Annotated in this window: 16 protein-coding genes; 9 read left to right on the top strand and 7 right to left on the bottom strand. The window is 62.6% G+C overall.

Annotated features, from left to right (window positions below):
• Positions 1-129: 129 nt before the first annotated feature.
• Positions 130-1,050, top strand: a complete 921-nt coding sequence (locus tag LDO54_RS13640; protein ID WP_224011085.1) for a LysR family transcriptional regulator — start codon at positions 130-132, stop codon at positions 1,048-1,050.
• Here LDO54_RS13640 and LDO54_RS13635 read toward each other — a convergent pair.
• The 4 genes from LDO54_RS13635 to LDO54_RS13620 form a co-directional block, all read right to left on the bottom strand.
• Positions 1,040-1,960, bottom strand: coding sequence for a LysR family transcriptional regulator (locus LDO54_RS13635; protein WP_224011083.1), 921 nt, complete (start codon positions 1,958-1,960; stop codon positions 1,040-1,042). The two genes, LDO54_RS13640 and LDO54_RS13635, sit on opposite strands and share 11 nt — an antisense overlap.
• A 96-nt stretch (positions 1,961-2,056) precedes the next feature.
• Positions 2,057-2,545 carry a hypothetical protein gene (locus tag LDO54_RS13630; protein ID WP_224011081.1) on the bottom strand — a complete coding sequence of 163 codons (489 nt, stop codon included), beginning with the start codon at positions 2,543-2,545 and terminating at the stop codon, positions 2,057-2,059.
• Between the two features lie 36 nt (positions 2,546-2,581).
• The gene (locus LDO54_RS13625) at positions 2,582-3,310 is read right to left on the bottom strand and encodes a response regulator transcription factor (RefSeq protein ID WP_224011079.1); all 729 of its coding nucleotides are present in this window, start codon (positions 3,308-3,310) and stop codon (positions 2,582-2,584) included.
• A 258-nt stretch (positions 3,311-3,568) separates the two neighbouring features.
• On the bottom strand, positions 3,569-4,729 hold the full coding sequence (locus LDO54_RS13620) for a TDT family transporter (RefSeq protein WP_436975579.1): 1,161 nt from the start codon (positions 4,727-4,729) through the stop codon (positions 3,569-3,571).
• A 355-nt stretch (positions 4,730-5,084) separates the two neighbouring features.
• On the opposite strand from LDO54_RS13620, the gene LDO54_RS13615 reads away from it, so the two are divergent.
• The 3 genes from LDO54_RS13615 to katG all read left to right on the top strand — a co-directional run bounded on the left by LDO54_RS13615 (position 5,085) and on the right by katG (position 8,697).
• On the top strand, positions 5,085-5,498 hold the full coding sequence (locus LDO54_RS13615) for a DUF4148 domain-containing protein (RefSeq protein ID WP_224011075.1): 414 nt from the start codon (positions 5,085-5,087) through the stop codon (positions 5,496-5,498).
• Between the two features lie 353 nt (positions 5,499-5,851).
• Positions 5,852-6,265 (top strand): putative quinol monooxygenase, encoded by a 414-nt coding sequence (locus LDO54_RS13610; RefSeq protein WP_224011073.1) that lies wholly within the window; start codon positions 5,852-5,854, stop codon positions 6,263-6,265.
• A gap of 245 nt (positions 6,266-6,510) precedes the next feature.
• The gene (katG, locus tag LDO54_RS13605) at positions 6,511-8,697 is read left to right on the top strand and encodes a catalase/peroxidase HPI (RefSeq protein ID WP_224011071.1); all 2,187 of its coding nucleotides are present in this window, start codon (positions 6,511-6,513) and stop codon (positions 8,695-8,697) included.
• Between the two features lie 292 nt (positions 8,698-8,989).
• On the opposite strand, the gene LDO54_RS13600 is transcribed toward katG, so the two are convergent.
• On the bottom strand, positions 8,990-9,958 hold the full coding sequence (locus LDO54_RS13600; RefSeq protein WP_436975578.1) for an alpha/beta fold hydrolase: 969 nt from the start codon (positions 9,956-9,958) through the stop codon (positions 8,990-8,992).
• 319 nt (positions 9,959-10,277) lie between these two features.
• Between LDO54_RS13600 and LDO54_RS13595 the strand changes: the two genes are divergently transcribed.
• The 5 genes from LDO54_RS13595 to LDO54_RS13570 all read left to right on the top strand — a co-directional run bounded on the left by LDO54_RS13595 (position 10,278) and on the right by LDO54_RS13570 (position 15,335).
• A complete protein-coding gene (locus LDO54_RS13595; RefSeq protein ID WP_224011069.1) occupies positions 10,278-11,042 on the top strand; it encodes an SDR family NAD(P)-dependent oxidoreductase in 765 nt (254 codons plus the stop codon).
• Between the two features lie 156 nt (positions 11,043-11,198).
• Positions 11,199-11,954: an SDR family NAD(P)-dependent oxidoreductase gene (locus LDO54_RS13590; protein WP_224011067.1), complete on the top strand. Its 756-nt coding sequence runs from the start codon at positions 11,199-11,201 to the stop codon at positions 11,952-11,954.
• A gap of 356 nt (positions 11,955-12,310) precedes the next feature.
• Positions 12,311-12,718 carry a response regulator gene (locus LDO54_RS13585; RefSeq protein ID WP_224011065.1) on the top strand — a complete coding sequence of 136 codons (408 nt, stop codon included), beginning with the start codon at positions 12,311-12,313 and terminating at the stop codon, positions 12,716-12,718.
• 36 nt (positions 12,719-12,754) lie between these two features.
• Entirely contained in the window at positions 12,755-14,665 is a 1,911-nt protein-coding gene (locus tag LDO54_RS13575; RefSeq protein ID WP_436975571.1) for a PAS domain-containing sensor histidine kinase, read from the top strand.
• On the top strand, positions 14,658-15,335 hold the full coding sequence (locus tag LDO54_RS13570) for a response regulator transcription factor (RefSeq protein WP_224011059.1): 678 nt from the start codon (positions 14,658-14,660) through the stop codon (positions 15,333-15,335). Before LDO54_RS13575 ends, LDO54_RS13570 begins: the two co-directional genes overlap by 8 nt.
• A gap of 21 nt (positions 15,336-15,356) precedes the next feature.
• On the opposite strand, the gene LDO54_RS13565 is transcribed toward LDO54_RS13570, so the two are convergent.
• Positions 15,357-16,793, bottom strand: coding sequence for an MFS transporter (locus LDO54_RS13565; RefSeq protein WP_224011057.1), 1,437 nt, complete (start codon positions 16,791-16,793; stop codon positions 15,357-15,359).
• 4 nt (positions 16,794-16,797) lie between these two features.
• The gene (locus LDO54_RS13560; protein ID WP_224011055.1) at positions 16,798-18,519 is read right to left on the bottom strand and encodes a winged helix-turn-helix domain-containing protein; all 1,722 of its coding nucleotides are present in this window, start codon (positions 18,517-18,519) and stop codon (positions 16,798-16,800) included.
• Positions 18,520-18,845: the final 326 nt, after the last annotated feature.

The raw sequence follows: 18,845 nt of genomic DNA, 5'->3' as shown, positions 1-18,845 counted from the left end.
TTCTTTAAGTCGGTGGATGTGTGGGTTGGCTGTTGCGTGCTGCGATGTGAGAAGAATATCGACGGCCCGGCCTTTTCGAAATAGAATTGATTGCAATCTAACGTTGCACAAATGCAAAGATGAGGGGAAATGGCGAAGCTGCCTGATTTCGAAGGACTGGCGATGTTCGCGAAGGTCGCCGAAGAGGGTTCGTTCGCGGCGGCGGCGCGTGCGATGGGCGTGTCGGTGGCCACGGTCTCGCGCGGCGTGGCCCGCCTGGAGGACCGGCTGGGCGCGCGGCTCTTTAACCGCACGTCGCGGCAACTGGCGCTGACCGAGTTCGGCCGCACGATCTGCGAGAAGGCCGGCGAGATCTATCGGCAAGCCGAGGAAGCCGAGAGCGCGGCGCGCGAAATGTCGGTGCAGCCGCGCGGGCTCGTGCGCCTGGCGGTGCCGATGTCGTTCGGGCTGCGCTGGGTCGCGCCGCTGCTGCCGGGTTTCTTTCGCGCGTATCCAGAAGTGTCGATCGACCTGCATCTCTCGGATGCGTCGGTCGATCTGGTCGCCGACGGCTTCGATGCCGCGCTGCGCATCGCCGCGTTGCCCGATTCGTCGCTGGTCGCGCGGCGGCTGTGTGCGGTCACGCAGTTCGTGGTGGCGTCGCCGGAGTATCTGAAGCGCGAAGGGCGGCCCGCGCATCCGCGTGAACTGGTCGATCGTCCGTGTCTCTCGTATGCGTATCGCGCGCGTAGCGATGTCTGGCGCTTCACGAACGACGCGGGCGAGGAGGAGCCGGTCATGCCGACCGGCCCGCTGCGCGTGACGAATTCCGATGCGCTGCTGCCCACGCTGCTCGATGGCCTCGCGATTGCGGAGCTGCCCGAATTCATCGCGGGCGAGTATCTGGCCGATGGCCGCCTCGAAGCGATCCTCACCGACTGGTCGCTGACGAAGGGCGGGCTTTACTTCGTCACGCCTTCGGCGCGCGCGCGGCCCGCGAAGGTGTCGGCGCTGTCCGATTACTTCGCCGAGCATCTTTCCGATCCGGCGTGGCGATGGCCTAAGATTTGACTGGCCTGCGCCGATTTCGGATGGTCGGCGGATGCGTCGTGGCGACGACGAGATCGAACAGCGCCTGACTGCTCGGCGAGAGCGACCGCCCTGTGTTCCAGACCATGTGCAAGGGGCGCTCGATGCGAAGATCATCGACTTCGATGATCGTCAGCTCGCCGCGCCGCACTTCTTCGCGCACGCTCAGCAGCGACACATACGCGAGCGCATTCTGGGCGAGCAGCATGCGCTTGATCGCCTCCGTGTCGCTGACGGACATCAGCGGCGTGATCCGCATGCCCGCTTGCGCATAGGTCTGTTCAACGATTGCGCGCGTGCCCGATCCGGGCTCGCGCATGATGACGACGTGATCGACAAGCTCGTCGGCTCGCAGATGCTTGCCCGCGAGCGGATGACCCGCCGCAGCGACCACGGCGACTTCATCGGAGCCGATATGACGCGCGTGCAGGACGGTGTCGTCGAATGGGCCTTCGACGAAGCCTAGCGTGAAGGTGAGATCGGCCAGTCCGGATTCGACGCGTTCCGTGTTGGTGACCGTGAGGTCAATCGCCACGCGTGGGTAGTTCGCATTGAATCGCGCGATCACTTCGGGCACGAAGTACACGCCGAGCGTCGCGCTTGCGCCAATCTTCACGCGTCCGGCGCCGAGTCCCGCGAGTTCCTTCAACTGATTTTCGGCACTATCCGCGAGTGAGAAAATGCGCTCGGCGTATTCGAACAGCGTCTTGCCCGCCTCGGTCAGCGCGACGCCACGCGGCAGACGGTCGAAAAGAGGAAGGCCCATTCGCGCTTCCAGTTCGCGAAATTCCCGGGTCACGGCCGGTTGGCTCACGTGAAGGCGCTCGGCGCCAGCGCTGACGCTGCCCGCGCGCGCGACCTCGTAGAACGCGAGTAGGTGTGTGAAGTTCATACAGTCCAGAAAGTCAGTCGATGAACCGATAACGCAACGTGCGTAAGCTGGCCTCGCGAGACGGATCGGTGCGGATGCACCGAATGTGCTCACGGGTCACCGCCAACGCTCGTACAGAACGGCACCCATGAGAAAGAAAAGCGTATGCGCGGCGCCGAAGAGTGTCATGCCCAACGGACTAAGCATCTTCGCCCCCGCGAACCCCTGGCCGATTGCGGGCAGAATGACAGCGGCGTTCACAAGCCAGACGAGCGCCGCCGAAAAGAGACCCTTTGCAATCACCGGTGCATACAAGCGAGCCAGTGTTGCTGCATAGATGACGATCATGGCAACGCCAACCGCGACGTGAAAGAGCTGCCGGAACGGCCAGGACGTAACCCAGGACGCAAGCCATGACGGCAGCGGCGCGCCGATTAAATCGAGCAGAAGTGTCAGGAGTCCTCCGCGTGCCGTCACGATATGGAAGTGATCCGCGACGATCAATAGCGTCGTGTTGACGACGATGGAAAGCAGGCCAGCGAGAAGGGCTGCCTGAAAACTGAAAGTGCGTTCTGTGGGTGGGTAGGCTGGATAGATAGAAGGCATCGGTTTCTCACTGCTCGACCAGGTTCGTATTCGGGATCAAAAAACGTATTCAGAAGCTGCTCGATCGGCATTGTCGGAACGGAACAGATACCCCGCGCCACGTACCGTCCGAATCATTTTCGATATCGCCGGCCTGCCAATTTTGGAGCGCAAATTACCGACATTCACGTCGATGATGTTGGTGCCGGGATCGAATCGCCGATGCCAGACGACTTCGAGAATCTCGGCGCGGGTAATGACGCGTCCCGGATTGAGCATCATGAATTCGAGCAACCGGAATTCGGTGGGACGCAAGCGCACGACGTCGCCCTCGACCGATACGGTGCGCTGGACGCGGTCGAGCACGATGCCGTTGCCTTGAAGCACGGTGTTGACCGAAGCGTCGGAAGACAGCGTGCGCCGCGCCTGGAGCCGCAGGATGGCCATCGCGCGCGCGGAAAACTCATCCCAGTCCAGCGGGAGCGTCAGATAATCGTCGGCTCCTGAACGCAATACCTTGATGCAACGTTCGACATTGCCGATGGCGTCGAGGACGATCATCGGAATGGTGACACCCAGACCTCGAATCGAGGCGACGATCGAATAGACATCGAGATCGGGAAGCCGGAGATTCAGGACCACCATGTGATAGCCGCTGTTCACCAGCTTGCCGATGGCATGCCGGCCAGTCGTTTCAATCTCGACACTCAGGCCCGCCTCAGTGAGCGATTGCGCGACATGTTCTGAAATAGCGGGATCCGGTTCGACTACAAGAACGGTTTTCATGGTGTGTCATGTGTGAGCGCCTTTTTGCGCTGGCGAGCTATATGCATGGTGTAAAGGCGAACACGCGTCGTGAGCGTTTATTCCTTCGCGGCAACTTTACGATCGCGATTCAAAATTCGTGCGGCACGAACGATGCGCAATTTCAGAACGCGAAAAGGCGGACCGCAGTCCGCCCAAAATCCAGCAAGCTCGCAGTCGCCCAAGAGCGACACACCTTAGCTTCCCGCTATGCCGAGAATCTCGTGCACGTGGGCAAGGTCAAGTCGCCGACGAACGGCTGGTGGCAAGGCAAGGCGCGTGAACGAGCCGCTCGAAGATGAGGCCGCGAATCGTGCGGCCCAGCACGATGAGCCAGAGCACGTCGAGCGCGACGGCGAGCACCAGACCAACGTCCGTGAAGCCGTGAAAGCCGGTTACGCGGGCAAGGTTGAACGTGGCGAGCGTGTACACGCCGATCGGAAACGTGAAGCCCCACCAGCCGAGATTGAACGGCAGGCCCTCGCGGCGATAACGCCACATGAAGAGCACGGCGCAGGCGAGCCACCAGAGTCCGGCGCCCCAAAGCAGCAGCGCGCCCAGCACGCCGAAACTCTGTGCCACGGCGGCAACCGGTTGCAGCGCGGTACCCGCGAATGCTTTGACGGCGGCATCGCCGAGTGTGAGCAGGCCGAGCGCGCCCGTTCCAATGGGGCCGAGCGTGAGCCAGCTGGTGACACCGAGTTCGCGATGCGGCAGCTTGTGGACGATGAGACGCAGCAGCACGATCGTGAGGATCGAGAACGCGAGCGGCACCGAAATCGCCCACAGCACGTAACCGGCGCCCACCACGCACTGCGCGGTCGGCGCGTCGAGATGCGGGGCAAGCAAGGCGGCGCTCGCAGCGGCGACTTCAGGCGCGACGACCGGCAGCAGGAGCGCCGCAGTCAGTTTCTCCATGCTGTGATCCTGGGCCGTAAAGATCAGATACGGCACGCCGATCGCGACGACGAGCGAGAGTACCGCATCGAAGCCCCACAAGCTGAGCGCGGCGGAATACGCGCCGTGGCCATAACGGGGACCGGCGAACACGACGATGCCGTTGATGATCGGCGCGAGACCCATCGGCAGCGCGCCCAGAAACAGGGATTGCAGCGGATGACGAAGCAATGGCTTGATCGTTTCGCTAAACAAAACAAACCGGCTTGCAAACAGGGCGAAGAACAGCGCATACAGGCCGATGTCGATGCGCCAGAGCCATTCGGCGAGCGCCGTTTTCGCGGGCGACGCACCGGGCAGGGCATTCAGGACGAGATAGACAACCCCTGTTCCCATGGTGACGGCGAACCAGTTCGGCGTGAACTGGCGAATCTTCTCGAGTGCCGCCGGAACCCGGCGGTCGGTCCGGCGCGGTGCGGTCGGCGCGTGACTTCCCTTGCTCATGTCGTTCACCCATCGTTGATGTGACTGGATGACCCCGAGTCTAGGGAACGCAAAGCCATACGAAAAATACCTATTTGCGATCTGCGCGATGCCTTGTTGATATGGCACTCGCGTAAGCCGAACTGAATCCCAAGCGACGCGCCAGCTCATTCGGTCTATGTCATTGCATTTGTGCAACGATAGGTTTCAAACGATTCTATTTCGCAAATTAAACCCGATCGCTATTCTCCTTTCCATCGGCTCCGCAACACTTCGCCGGATGTCCGAAAGAGGAGAAACAGAATGAATGCACGCCTGTTTGAATTCTTCTCGTCGTCGTAGCGAGGGCTGAGTCAAGTCGATTTATTCGAAGTCGATGGCGAAAGCTAAAAAGCCCGTAATTCAAGCACTTTTATTTAATCTGGAGTTGAAAATGAAAACCGGTCGTTCGATTGCTCTTTCCTTGCTTGTCGCCGCCGCAGCTGGCTACGCAACGGTCAGTTCGGCACAAGGCCTCACCCGCGCAGACGTTCGCGCCGATCTGGTTCGTGTCGAGCAGGCTGGCTACAGTCCGGCGGGTGGCAATGACGCCAACTATCCCGCCGAGATTCAGGCTGCCGAAGCAAAGCTTGCAGCACAAGATCAGCAGCAGAACGCCAAGGCGAACGATGCCGTGGGCGGCGCGCCGATGGGGACTTCGGCCGCTGGTACGCGAGTCGCACCGAAGAAGCCTGGCCCGCGGGAATGTGTCGGACCGGCCAGCTTCTGTAACGTCTATTTCGGCAATTAATGCGTATGGCGCGAACTAATGCCGCTGCCTGACCGACGAGAGGATTCCCCCGTTGGCCAGGCGAGAAAATCGCCGTATCTCAGGCAGGAAGCGGATTCATTGCCCGAGGGTTTGCATGGCACGCAGTCGTCATAAGCACCGCGTTGCTCGTTACCCGATACGTAATGACTGGAATCAATTTCAGAAAGATTAAGCAGAATTCAAAGAATCAAGGTTCGCTCGTCCGTTAATCTGGACATCAACTGGAAGTTACCGGGTTTAACGAAGCGTGAATTTAAAACTATCGCGTTTCGTCGAGGAAGCACGCCATTTCGCGGTCGCGTACCGCGGCAACTGAACAAACCGAGGAAGCAATGAACACGATCGCAAACGCCAGCGCTTACAGCGCGCAATTTCCCGATCATGGCCAATCCGCCGCGGATCACGACAAGAATTTGCCGACCGCCATTGTCGTCACGGCCTACTATCGCGTTCACCCCGAAGATCGCCAGATTTTCGTCGATGCGGTCATTCCTGAAATGACGGCCGCGCGGCAGATGCAAGGGTGCATTTACTACGCGTTTGCTGCGGACTTGACCGATCCCAACCTGTTCCATCTCGTGGAAGGGTGGGCCGACCAGGCAGCCTACGAGCGTCACGAGAGCGCGGACACTTTCCTGACTGCATTGGCCACCGTGGTGAACAACGTACGCATCCTGGACCGCCAGGGCGTTCGTTACGAAGTCGCGCGGCAGATCATCGACGATCCGCGAGACAAAGTCTCCTGAGACGCAACGTCTCGCCGTATTGCTCGATCTGAGCCGGCGTCGAACGGGCTGCCTGGTGCTCAGCGAGTGGTGTCACGCCGCGACAAAAGCGGCGAAAAAAAGCGCCGAAAAAATACTCCGATTTGCGTGCCGGGTTACCCGACGCCCCCATTTTTTCGATTGCCAATGCGAGTCGGCCCTCTTAGCGACTCGTACGGCGACGAACGGCTATATTGAGCTGTTTTCCCCACGCAACCAGAGTGACCATGAGCACACCCATCGATACCCCCACGCCCGAAGAATCCAAGTGCCCGTTCCATGCTGCCGCCACGCCGACCGCCGGCGGCGGTACGGCGAGCCGCGACTGGTGGCCGAACCAGTTGCGCGTCGATCTGCTGAATCAGCATTCGAGCCGCTCGAATCCGCTCGGCGAGCAGTTCGACTACCGCGCTGAGTTCAGGAAGCTCGATTACAGCGCGCTCAAGGCCGACCTGCGCAACGTGCTGACCGACTCGCAGGAATGGTGGCCCGCTGACTGGGGCAGTTACGCCGGTTTCTTCATCCGCATGGCGTGGCATAGCGCCGGCACCTACCGCATGGTCGACGGCCGTGGCGGTGCGGGCCGCGGCCAGCAGCGCTTCGCGCCGCTCAATTCCTGGCCGGACAATGTCAGCCTCGACAAGGCGCGCCGTCTGCTCTGGCCGGTCAAGCAGAAGTACGGTCAGAAGATTTCGTGGGCCGACCTGATCGTGCTCGCCGGCAACGTCGCGCTGGAGAATGCGGGTTTCCGCACCTTCGGTTTCGGAGCGGGCCGCGAAGACGTGTGGGAACCGGACATGGACGTTAACTGGGGCAACGAGAAGGCGTGGCTCACGCACCGCGATCCGGAAACGCTCGCGAAGAACCCGCTTTCGGCGACCGAAATGGGCCTGATCTACGTGAACCCCGAAGGCCCGAACGCCAGCGGCGACCCGGCATCGGCGGCGCCCGCGATTCGCGCAACGTTCGGCAACATGGCGATGGACGATGAGGAAATCGTCGCGCTGATCGCTGGCGGCCACACGCTCGGCAAGACGCACGGCGCAGGCTCGGCGGAGAACGTCGGCGAGGTTCCTGAGGCCGCTGCGCTCGAAGCGCAAGGTCTGGGCTGGCACAGCGCCTACGGCTCGGGTTCGGGTGCCGACGCGATTTCGTCGGGTCTCGAAGTGATCTGGACGCAGACGCCCACGCAGTGGAGCAACCACTTCTTCGAAAACCTGTTCAAGTACGAATGGGTGCAAACGCGCAGCCCCGCTGGCGCGATCCAGTTCGAAGCGAAGGACGCGCCGGAGATCATTCCCGATCCGTTCGATCCGTCGAAGAAGCGCAAGCCGACCATGCTGGTCACCGACCTGACGCTGCGTTTCGATCCCGAGTTCGAGAAGATTTCGCGCCGCTTCCTCAACGATCCGCAGGCGTTCAGCGAAGCGTTCGCGCGCGCCTGGTACAAGCTCACGCACCGCGACATGGGCCCGAAGGCGCGTTATCTCGGCCCCGAAGTGCCCGCGCAGGATCTGCTCTGGCAAGACCCGCTGCCCGCGCCGGTGCATCACCCGAGCGCGGCCGATATCGCCGATCTGAAGACGAAGATCGCGGAATCGGGTCTGTCGGTGAGCGAACTCGTGTCGGTCGCGTGGGCGTCGGCATCGACGTTCCGTGGCGGCGACAAGCGCGGCGGCGCCAACGGCGCGCGCATCGCACTCGCGCCGCAAAAGGACTGGGACGTGAACAAGGCCGCGGTCGCCGTGCTGCCGAAGCTGCAGGCGATCCAGCAAGCGTCGGGCAAGGCCTCGCTCGCCGATGTGATCGTGCTGGCCGGCGTGGTCGGCGTCGAGCAGGCGGCCGAAGCGGCCGGCGTGAAGGTGAGCGTGCCGTTCGTCGCGGGCCGTGTGGATGCGCGTCAGGATCAGACCGATGTGGAATCGGTCAACGTGCTCGAACCGCACGCCGATGGTTTCCGCAACTATCGCCGCGTGCAGGATGGCCCGTCGACCGAAACGCTGCTGATCGACAAGGCGCAGCAACTCACGCTGACCGCGCCGGAACTGACCGTGCTGATCGGCGGCCTGCGCGTGCTCGGTGCGAATGCCGACGGCCGTAACAACGGCGTGCTGACCGACAAGCCGGGCGTGCTGAGCAACGACTTCTTCGTCAACCTGCTCGACATGGGGACGGCCTGGAAAGCGACCGATACGTCGTCGGAACGCTTCGAAGGGCGCGACCGCAAGAGCGGGGAGGTGAAGTACAACGCCACGCGCGCCGATCTGGTTTTCGGTTCGAACGCCGTGCTGCGCGCGCTCGCGGAAGTCTACGCGAGCGCCGACGCCCGCGAGAAGTTCGTCAAGGACTTCGTCGCGGCCTGGACCAAGGTGATGAACCTGGACCGTTTCGATCTGGCTGACGCCGCTGTCTAAGCATCGCGCACAGCCGGCGCAGACGCACATCGGTGGACAGCATGGCGCACGCCCTGTCCACCGCCTGAACTGATCCGCGCGTCTGCGCCTCACGACCGTATGACTCTCACGCCGCGAACAGCCCGTTCGCGGCATCACGCTTTGAAGGCACTGGCATAGTCCGCGTTCGCCGCACAGAAAAACGCCCGCTGTTCGCGAGAACAGCGGGCGCTTTTTTCGTGGCTTGAGATCGTGGCACGAGGCGCGGCGGGCCGCCTCATGATGATGAGGCTCGCCGCAGCTTCATGCCGATTTACTTCTGCACGAACGCCAGCAGATCGGCGTTGATCGTGTCGGCATTCACCGTCAGCATGCCGTGCGGAAAGCCGGGGTACGTCTTCAGCGTGCCGTTCTTCAGCAGCTTGATGGATTTCAGCGCCGCGTCGGCGATCGGCACGATCTGGTCGTCTTCGCCGTGCAGCACGAGCGTCGGCACCGTGATCGCCTTCAGGTCGCCCGTCTGGTCGGTTTCGGAGAACGCCTTGATGCCTTCGTAGTGGGCCTTTGCACCGCCCATCATGCCCTGACGCCACCAGTTCTGGATCACGCCCGGATAGACCTTCGCGCCCGCGCGGTTGAAGCCATAGAACGGGCCGGTCGGCACATCGAGGAAGAACTGCGCGCGGTTTTCGGCCAGCGCCTTGCGGAAGCCGTCGAACACGTCGATCGGCAGACCTTCCGGATTGCTCTCGGTCTTCACCATCAACGGCGGCACCGCGCTGACGAGCACGGCCTTCGCGACGCGACCCGACGGCTGACCGAACTTCGCGACATAACGCGCGACTTCACCGCCACCGGTCGAGTGACCGATGTGCACCACATTGCGCAGATCGAGCGCTTCGACCACGGCGAAAGCGTCCGATGCGTAGTGATCCATGTCGTGACCGTTGGACACCTGGGCCGAGCGACCGTGACCGCGACGATCGTGAGCGACCACGCGGTAGCCCTTCGACAGGAAAAACAGCATCTGCGTATCCCAGTCGTCCGACGAAAGCGGCCAGCCGTGATGGAACATGATCGGTTGCGCGTCCTTCGGACCCCAATCCTTGTAATAGATCAGCGTGCCGTCTTTGGCGCGCACGAAGCTTTCGTCGTGGCCGTGTCCGTTGGCGCCGTGCTCGTTCGACGCACCCTTGCCGCCGGCCGAGGCGGCTGCCGCGCTAACCGGCGCGCTGGCTGCAGCGGCAACCGCGCCAGCCACGCCGACCGTCGCGGTCAGCATCTTGCGTCGGGAAACCTTGGCCCCGTCCATCGCAGTTTCGATATTCACGTTTTTCTCCGTTTGCCGTGTGTATGTGAAGGGCTGACAGTGCGTCCCAAACCCTGGCGAGGACGTTACCGAAACCCCATGCGCGCTGTCCTTGTCGCCGTATTAAAAGTTCTTAAACCACGCACGGAAACGCGGGCTGAGTTTGCATTTTTGCAATGATGGTTTGCAATCGGTTCTATTTCGAAAAGTCTGGTGGGTCGATATTCTTCTCACATCGCAGCACGCAACACCCAACCCAAACGTCCACCGACTTAAAGAAAGGAGCTTCACCATGGCACGCAAACTCGACAACAAGATCGCACTCGTCACCGGCGCAACCAGCGGCATCGGCCTCGCCACCGCCCAGCGCTTCGCCGCCGAAGGCGCCCACGTCTACCTCACGGGCCGCCGTCAGACTGAACTCGATGCCGCCGTCAAGAGCATCCGCGATGCAGGCGGCAAGGCGACCGGCGCGCGCGTCGATTCGACCAAGCTGAACGAACTCGACGCGCTCTATGCGCAGATCAAGGAGGAACACGGTCATCTCGACGTGCTGTTCGCCAACGCAGGCGGCGGCTCGATGCTGCCATTCGGCAACATCACCGAAGAACATTTCGACGACACCTTCAACCGCAACGTGAAGGGCGTGCTGTTCACGGTGCAAAAGGCGCTGCCGCTGCTGGCGAAAGGCGCATCGGTGATCCTCACGGGTTCGACGGCGGGCAGCGCGGGCACGGCCGCGTTCAGCGTGTACTCGGCGTCGAAGGCCGCGGTGCGCTCGTTCGCCCGCAACTGGATTCTCGATCTCAAGGACCGCCAGATCCGCGTGAACACGATCAGCCCCGGCGCAACCCGCACGCCCGGCCTGCTCGACCTGGCCGGTGACGACGCCGCGCAGCGTCAGGGTCTCGCCGACTACCTGGCCGCGCAGATTCCGATGGGCCGTCTGGGCGAGCCGAACGAAATCGCCAGCGCGGCGCTGTTCCTCGCTTCGGACGACGCGAGCTTCGTGAACGGCATCGAACTGTTCGTCGATGGCGGTCAGCAGCAGATCTAAGCGAGTCGTGTAAAAAACGCGGGGCACGGCCGATTCGGATCCGCTGCCTCGCTGATTCACGCCGCAGCGACTTTAAGAAAGCTTAATGGCCGATCAGGACTTTCGGTCCGCGGATCTCTATCGTTGCCAACACCGACATTCACTCGAGGAGGCAACATGAGCAGCAAGCTGAACGGTAAAGTCGCATTGGTCACCGGCGGTACGACGGGCATCGGGCTCGCGGCAGCGAAGGATCTGGCCAATGCCGGTGCAGTGGTCTACATCACGGGTCGTCGTCAGGCCGAACTCGACAAGGCGGTTGCGGACATCGGCCCCAACGCACGCGGCGTGCGAGGCGACGTGACGCTGTTGTCGGATCTCGACGCGCTCTACGCAAAAATTCGCAGCGAAACGGGCAAGCTCGACGTGTTGTATGCCAACGCGGGCGGCGGCACGATGGCGCCGCTGGGCGATATCTCCGAACAGCATTTCGACGACACGTTCAACCGCAATGTGCGAGCGCTCGTGTTCACGGTGCAAAAAGCGCTGCCGCTGATGCCGAGGGGCGCGTCGATCGTTTTGACCGGCTCCACCGCCGGTTCGAAGGGGACGCCCGCGTTCAGCATTTACAGCGCGTCGAAAGCCGCGGTGCGCGCGCTTGCGCGAAGCTGGGTTTATGACCTGAAGGATCGCGGTATTCGCGTGAACGTCGTTGCGCCTGGCCCGATCCGCACGGGTGGGCTCGCCGAACTCGGCGGGACCAGCAAGGAAGCGCAGGAAGGTCTGCTCGCCTATATGGCATCGCAGGTGCCGATGGGCCGTCTGGGCGAGGCATCGGAAGTGGCGAAGGTCGTGACCTTCCTCGCGTCGGATGATTCGAGCTTCGTCAACGGCGCCGAAGTATTCGCCGACGGCGGTATCGCGCAGGTCTGAACGCGTCTGGCGAACAACGCGGGCTGGCGGCGTTCGGCAGATTGCGCCGAATCGACCGCCGGTTCGCGTGGCCAATAATCCGTGCAGGAAGACGGTATAAGCCGGAGACAGGTGCGTGGGCAACCACAACCCGGCCAATTCGTGGATCGCGTTGCGTGATGCGCGCGGCACCCGATCAATGGGTGAAGAATCTCGAAACAGGGGCTGGGCGTGCGCCTCGAAGGGTCACGAGGAAATCATACTTTTAGCTGGTTTCCGACTTGGGGCACCTAAAGTACCATACGTCCTGACTTGCCGACTCGGGGCGTCTGCCGTTCCGCCGTCTTCAACCAGAAAAGACCAAGGACCACCCCAGCGTGTCTGCTCATCATGTCGTTTTGATCGTCGAGGACGACGCGTCCGTCCGGGAGGCCACGCGCAGCCTCGTTCGCTCGCTCGGCTGGGACGTCCGCACCCATGCGTCGGCGGAAGAATTGTTGCATGCCGAAACGCTTGCGGACGTCGCGTGCATCATCTCCGACGTCCAGATGCCGGGCCTGTCGGGCATCGAGATGGTTCGCCGTCTGCTCGAACGCGGTGCGCCGCCGCCGATCATTTTCATCACGGCGTTTGCGTCCGATTTGCTGCTGCGGCAGGCGCGTGAAGTCGGCGCGCTGTGCGTGTTCAGCAAGCCTGTCGATGCTGCGCAGATCGGCGAGCGTCTGGACGCCATTCGTGCCGCAGGCACGGAAGGGCGTCAACAGAACCGGCCCGACGGCGCCTGAGAGTCACGGGCTCGTCCCATTCTCCTGCTGATCCGCATGACACCACCGCAAACCCAAGACAGCAATCGATGGCTCGAAGCCGGAGCGGGCGGCGGACCGCTGGGCAACGTCCGCATCGTCTATGCGCTCGCGTTGATGGTGGGGCTCGGCGTATTCATGGTCGACGCCTTCGCGCCGCTGAATATTGCGGTGGCGGTGCTGTATGCGGTGGTCGTGTTGCTGGTGTCGTCCGTTGCCTCGACTAGCGTCACCGTCGCCGTGGCGTGGCTGTGCGTCGCCGTGACCATGCTCGGATTCTTGATTTCGCAGAACGATCCGGTCGCGCCTAGTTCGATCGCGCGCTGCGGGGTGAGCCTGAGTGCGTTGATCGCCGTGTCGATTCTCGCGGTGCGCAATCAGGGCGTTCACGCCACGCTGCGCCACCACGTCGATTTGCTCAACCTCACGCACGATGCCGTCGTCGTCTACGGACTCGACGATCGCATCACATTCTGGAGTCACGGCGCCGAGCGCCTCTACGGATGGCATGCCGCGGAAGCGATCGGCCGGCGCCTGCACGAACTCACCGCGACGCAAGGCGCGGTCGCCTATAACGAAATCCACCAGCAAACCATCGAGAGCGGCCACTGGCATGGCGAGCTCAAGCGCGTGCGCAAGGATGGTGCTACCGTTCGGGTGGCGAGCCGCGTGATGCTGTCGCGCGACCGCTGGGGCCGTCCCGTTGGCATTCTCTCGACCGACGACGACATCACCGAAACCCGGCGCATGGAAGTCGAACTGCGCGAGCAGAAAGAGGAATTGCGCGAGCAGAAGGAAGAACTGCTCGCCACGCTGGATGCGATCCCGGCCATGGTATGGAGTTCGTTCGATGACGGCCGGCCGACTTACGTGAACCAGCGCTGGAGCGAGTACGGCATCGACACCCGTTGCGAAGGCGACGTGTGGCACGACATTCTGCATCCCGACGACCTTGCAGAAGTGCAGGCAGCGTGGCGCGAGGCCATCGACAGCGGCCGCCATTTCGAGCGCACCGCACGCATCCGGCACAGGGACGGAAGTTATCGATGGACCGTCATCGCGTCGGCGCCGTTGCGTGGGGCCGACGGGCGCGCCAAGGCGTGGTACGGCGTCAATACCGACATCGACGCATTACGGAAAGCCGAACAGGCGCTAGACCGTTCGCGCAACGAGCTTGCACACACAACGCGGGTATCGATGCTCGGCGAACTGGCGGCGTCGATCGCTCACGAGGTCACGCAGCCGCTTGCTGCGATCGTCACGACTGGCGAAGCCGGGCTGCGATGGCTCAATCGCAATCCCCCGGAACTTGCCGAGGTGCGTGCGTCGATCGAACAAAGCACCAGCGACGCGAAGCGCGCAACCGAAGTCATTCGCCGGATTCGCACGATGGCCAGGAAGCGCGACGCGGATATCACGGACGTCGACGTCAATGGGATCATTGAGGAATCGGTCGAACTCGTGCGCCGGGAAGTGAGCAGTCACGGTGTCGAGATGTCGGTGTCGCTCGCCCAGGCGCCGCTCGTCGTCTGCGGCGATCGCGTACAGCTTCAGCAAGTGGTGATCAATCTGCTGATGAACGGCGTGCAGGCGATGGCCAATATTTCCGATGGCGCGAAGCTGAATATCATCACGGCGCGCGACGAAGGCGCGGCGCGAGTGCAGATTGACGACTCCGGCCACGGCATCAGCGAGGCCAACGCAAAACTGCTCTTTACGCCGTTCTTTACGACGCGCAAGGACGGGATGGGCATGGGCCTGTCGATCTGCCGTTCGATCGTCGAAGCGCACGGCGGACGCGTCTGGGCCGAAAATAACAAAAGAAGGGGTGCGCGGATGCAGTTCACATTACCGCTCGCGCAGAACGCGACGCAACAACCGACACAGAATCCGGTGCTCGCAATGACTGGGGATACAACCGATGAATGATGAATACACCGCTGCGCAGTCACTCGCGCAATCACCCGTACAACCGCTCGCGCAGTCGCTCGTTTATGTAGTCGACGATCACGACTCGATGCGCGCGGCCATTACCACGCTGTTGCGCTCGGTTGATCTCAACGTGCAGGCCTTCGCGTCGGCACAGGAGTTCCTGGCGCTCGACAAGCCCGATGTGCCCAGTTGCCTGATTCTCGACGTGCGTCTCAAGGGCCAAAGCGGGCTCGCGGTGCAGGATCAGATCGTTGCCGGTGCGTCGGGCTTGCCGATTATCTTTATCACCGCGTACGGCGATATCGCAATGTCCGTGAAGGCGATGAAGAACGGCGCTTCCGATTTCCTCGCCAAGCCGTTTCGCGATCAGGACCTGCTCGATGCCGTCTCGAATGCGTTGCTGAAAGACCGGGAGCGCCGCGCCGCGGACGGCGAGGTGGCTGCATTGCGCAACTGCTACGCGACGTTGACGCCGCGCGAGCGCGAAGTGATGGCGTTCGTGACCGGCGGGCTGATGAACAAGCAGATCGCCGCGAAGATGGACGTCAGCGAAATCACCGTCAAGATTCATCGCAAGCATGCGATGGTCAAGATGAACGCGAACTCGCTGGCCGATCTCGTGCTGAAGGCGCAAGCGCTCGGGGTTAGCGTGCCAATGACGCGCTGACTGCGAACGGACGCATCGCCTTCACGGATTGACCAGCCGCTTCGGCAAGAGCAGTGTCAGCAGCACGCCGAGCAGCAAGCAGCCGCTCATCATCACGACGGGCAAAAGCAGACCGCCGGAACTCTGCTTCAAATGGCCGACCATGTACGGTCCGAAGAAACCGCCGAGGTTGCCGATTGCGCTGATCCACGCGATGCCGGTCGCCGCCGCAGCGGGGCTGAGCACCGCGGTCGGCATGCTCCAGAACACCGGCGGCATCGACAGCAGGCACGCGTTGGCGATGCAGAGCCCCAATACGGACAGGTACAGGTGCTGGTGCAACAGCGCCGACATCGTCAAGCCGAGCGCGGTGATCAACATCAGAACGGCCAGGTGGATGCGCCGCTCGCGGTGCCGATCCACGCTGCGTCCGACCGCGATCATGACGCCGATGGCCACGACGTTAGGCAGCGCCGCGACCAGGCCCACCTTGAAATCGCCGCTCACGCCGAGCGACTGGATGATGGTCGGTGCCCACAAGGTGTAGCCGTAGATGGCAAACACAACGACGAAATAGATCGCGCAGAATGCCCACACGAGACCGTTCGTGTAGATCGCATCGGGCGGGAACGAGGGGGCGGCCGGATGGTGTCTGAGTGCGCTCGCGAGCTGAGCGCGTTCTGCGGGCGCGTTGCGCTGGCTGAGCGTGACATCGTCGTCCAGGCGCAGCCAGCAGAACAGCGCGGCGAGAAAGGCCGGCACCGACTCGACGATCAGCATCCACTTCCAGCCGGAAACGTGCATCACGCCGTCGAGGTGCTGCATGATAAAACCGGCCAACGGGGAGCCGATCACGCCCGCGAGCGGCAGCGCGACATAGAAGATCGACAGCACGCGCGCGCGGTGATAGCTCGGGAACGCCTGCGAGATGTAGTAGACGATGCCCGGCACGAGTCCCGCTTCGGCGATACCCAGCAGATAGCGCATCACGTAGAACTGCTTCGGCGTGGCGATCAGCGCCGTGAGCGCGATGACGATACCCCAGGAGACGATGATGCGTGTGAGCCAGCGGCGCGCGCCGACGTACTGAAGAATCATGTTGCTGGGCACTTCGAACACGACGTAGCCGAGCGAAAAGGCGCCCGCGCCGAAACCGAACACCGCATCGGAAAAACCGAGTTCGCCATTCAGTTGCAGTGCCGCGAAACTGACATTGACACGATCGATGTACGCGGCGAGGTACGTGAACACGAGGACCGGCAGGGTCTGCCACGCCAGGCGGCGACAGATGCGCCATTCGGCGCTGGAGGCGTCGTTCTCGGTGGCTGGCGCGCAAGTGTCCGGGGGTGTTGGCGGTTGAGTTTGCGCCGGTGCGTACTCTCGCGCCGAACTCACGTGCAATTCCACGTTGCTCTCCCCAGGGTAAGCGGACGGTGTGGCGTGATCGCCCGTGCCTGTCCACGCCGTGGTGATTGCCATGGGATCAGGAGCGTTCTCGTTGTGTACGTCGCTTGCCTTGCCCGAGACAGAACACGCTCGGCACACGGCAGCTCGCCGCGATTTTCGCACGTCCGTCGCAGGTTGGCAGACGCAGGTGATTCGCTGGCTCGCGCGCGCCTGGGCGGTCACGGCGTGGAGGCGATGCGCTCTGTGCTGGCGACTTCCCCATGCGTAGCGAGGCAACGGGGACGGCGACTTCCGCGTAGGCGATTGGAGTGTGCTCGGAAATCGATGGCGAGGCAGAAGCCGGCGTGCGCAACGAATCGATCGCAGTTTCATCGTGTAGACGCGGCGCGGTATCGACCACGATGGCTGCGTTTTCTGCCTGTTTTGCGTCGCCTGGCTGCGAAACCGCGGCCGCGATCAAGCTGTGCATAAACGCGCGCAATGCATGCGGCAGGCGATAGCGCCGCCCGTCGCGGTGCGGCGTCGTTTCCACTTCGACGAGCGACTTCGAAACGAGCGACGCCAACGCGTCCAGCATCGCTTCGTTATCGAGCGCGCCGTGTCCAGCGATGGCGCAGGCCGTCTCGATCGTAAAGCTGTCGGGCAGCGACGCGAGTCGGGAGAGCGCGCTTCGTTCGTGCGGCGCGAGTCGCGTGCAGCTCCACGCGTAAGCCGCTGCCAGCGAACGATGGCGGGCGGGCGCTTCGCGCATGGCATTGCCGAGAACCAGCCATTGTTCGTCGGATAGTTCAAGCACGCCTAATACGCCCAGCGTCGCGGCGCGGGCAGCCGCCACTTCGAGTGCGAGCGGGTTGCCGCCGACGCGCCGGCATAGCGACGCGACGACATTGAGCACGTTCTGGCCGTGTTCGCCCGTTTGCAGCGCTCCGTCTCCCATCGTCTCTCCCAGACGCTGCATGAAGAGGCGTACGGCCGGTGCGGCGGCCACTTCGGCATCACTTCCGGCGGCGGCGGGCGTGCCGAGCGGCGGCACCCGCCACGTCCGTTCGGCGGAGAGATGCAGCGGCTCGCGGCTGGTCGCGACGAGGTGAACCCGCGAGCCGAACGTCGACAGCGTCCGACAAAGGGACGCGACTTCATCGATGAACGCATCGCAACCATCGAACACGATGAGCGCAGGGCGCTGCGCGACAGCCGCGACGATCGCCGACCGATCGTGCGGCAACGGCAGCCCAAGCGCCGTGGCGAGCGCGCTCACGACCGACGTCCCGGGCGCGGCGTCGGCCAGTTCGACGAAGACGGTTCGCCTATCCCCGGTACTCGCACGCTCACGCACCAGTTCGCGCGCGAGACGGCTTTTACCGATGCCTGGCGCACCGACCAGCGTCAACAGCGCCTCGCTGTCGACTAGCGCGAGCAGTTCTGCAAGCTCGCGTTCGCGGCCGACCAGCGCACGGGGTGCCGCGAGCGCGGGCGAAGCGGCGCGTGGCTGGTGCTCGCGCTCGCGCGGTTCAGGTGGCGTCAGGCGATATCCACGTCCGGAATCGGTGCGAATCCAACCTTGCTTGCCACCGAACAGCTTGCGCAATTCGCAGACATGGACGTGAATATTATTGTCAACGACGAAAGTCCGCGGCCAGACGACGCGCATGATTTCGTCCTTGGTGACGAGACGCCCTCGCGCGTTGATTAACAGTTCAAGAATATCGAACGCGCGCGTGCTGAGCGAATGCCGCTGGCCGCCGAGGTACACCTCGCGGCTTTCAAGACAGACGCTTACCCGGTCGAACGTGTACATGTTCGGCTCACTAGCGGTTAAGTCGTTGAGATTTCGGTTGTGTCGCGGTTCGACAGTTGCCGGGAGCTAAAAAAAATGGCAACGGTCGATTAACCCTGTCGATGCTATTTCGTCGACGGTAACGGGTCCATAGTCCTTAAGTGTTAAGCGCACTCAGGATGCGCCGCTGCGCTGACGGTCGGCGCGCGTTTCGCGGGCGAGGCGTTGCAAATTTGGCCGTCAATCCTTGCACTTTTCGACGGGGGCCTCGTTAAATCGCCTCTTTCATTGCATCTCTGGCGTTATACAAAAGTATAAGTAGACGTTGCTTCAGGGAATCGCCTCAC

This window comes from Paraburkholderia tropica, from assembly GCF_914484835.1.
Classification (GTDB): domain Bacteria; phylum Pseudomonadota; class Gammaproteobacteria; order Burkholderiales; family Burkholderiaceae; genus Paraburkholderia; species Paraburkholderia tropica_A.
Note: the sequence above shows the minus strand (reverse complement) of the source record. Positions and strands in the feature narration are given on the sequence as shown.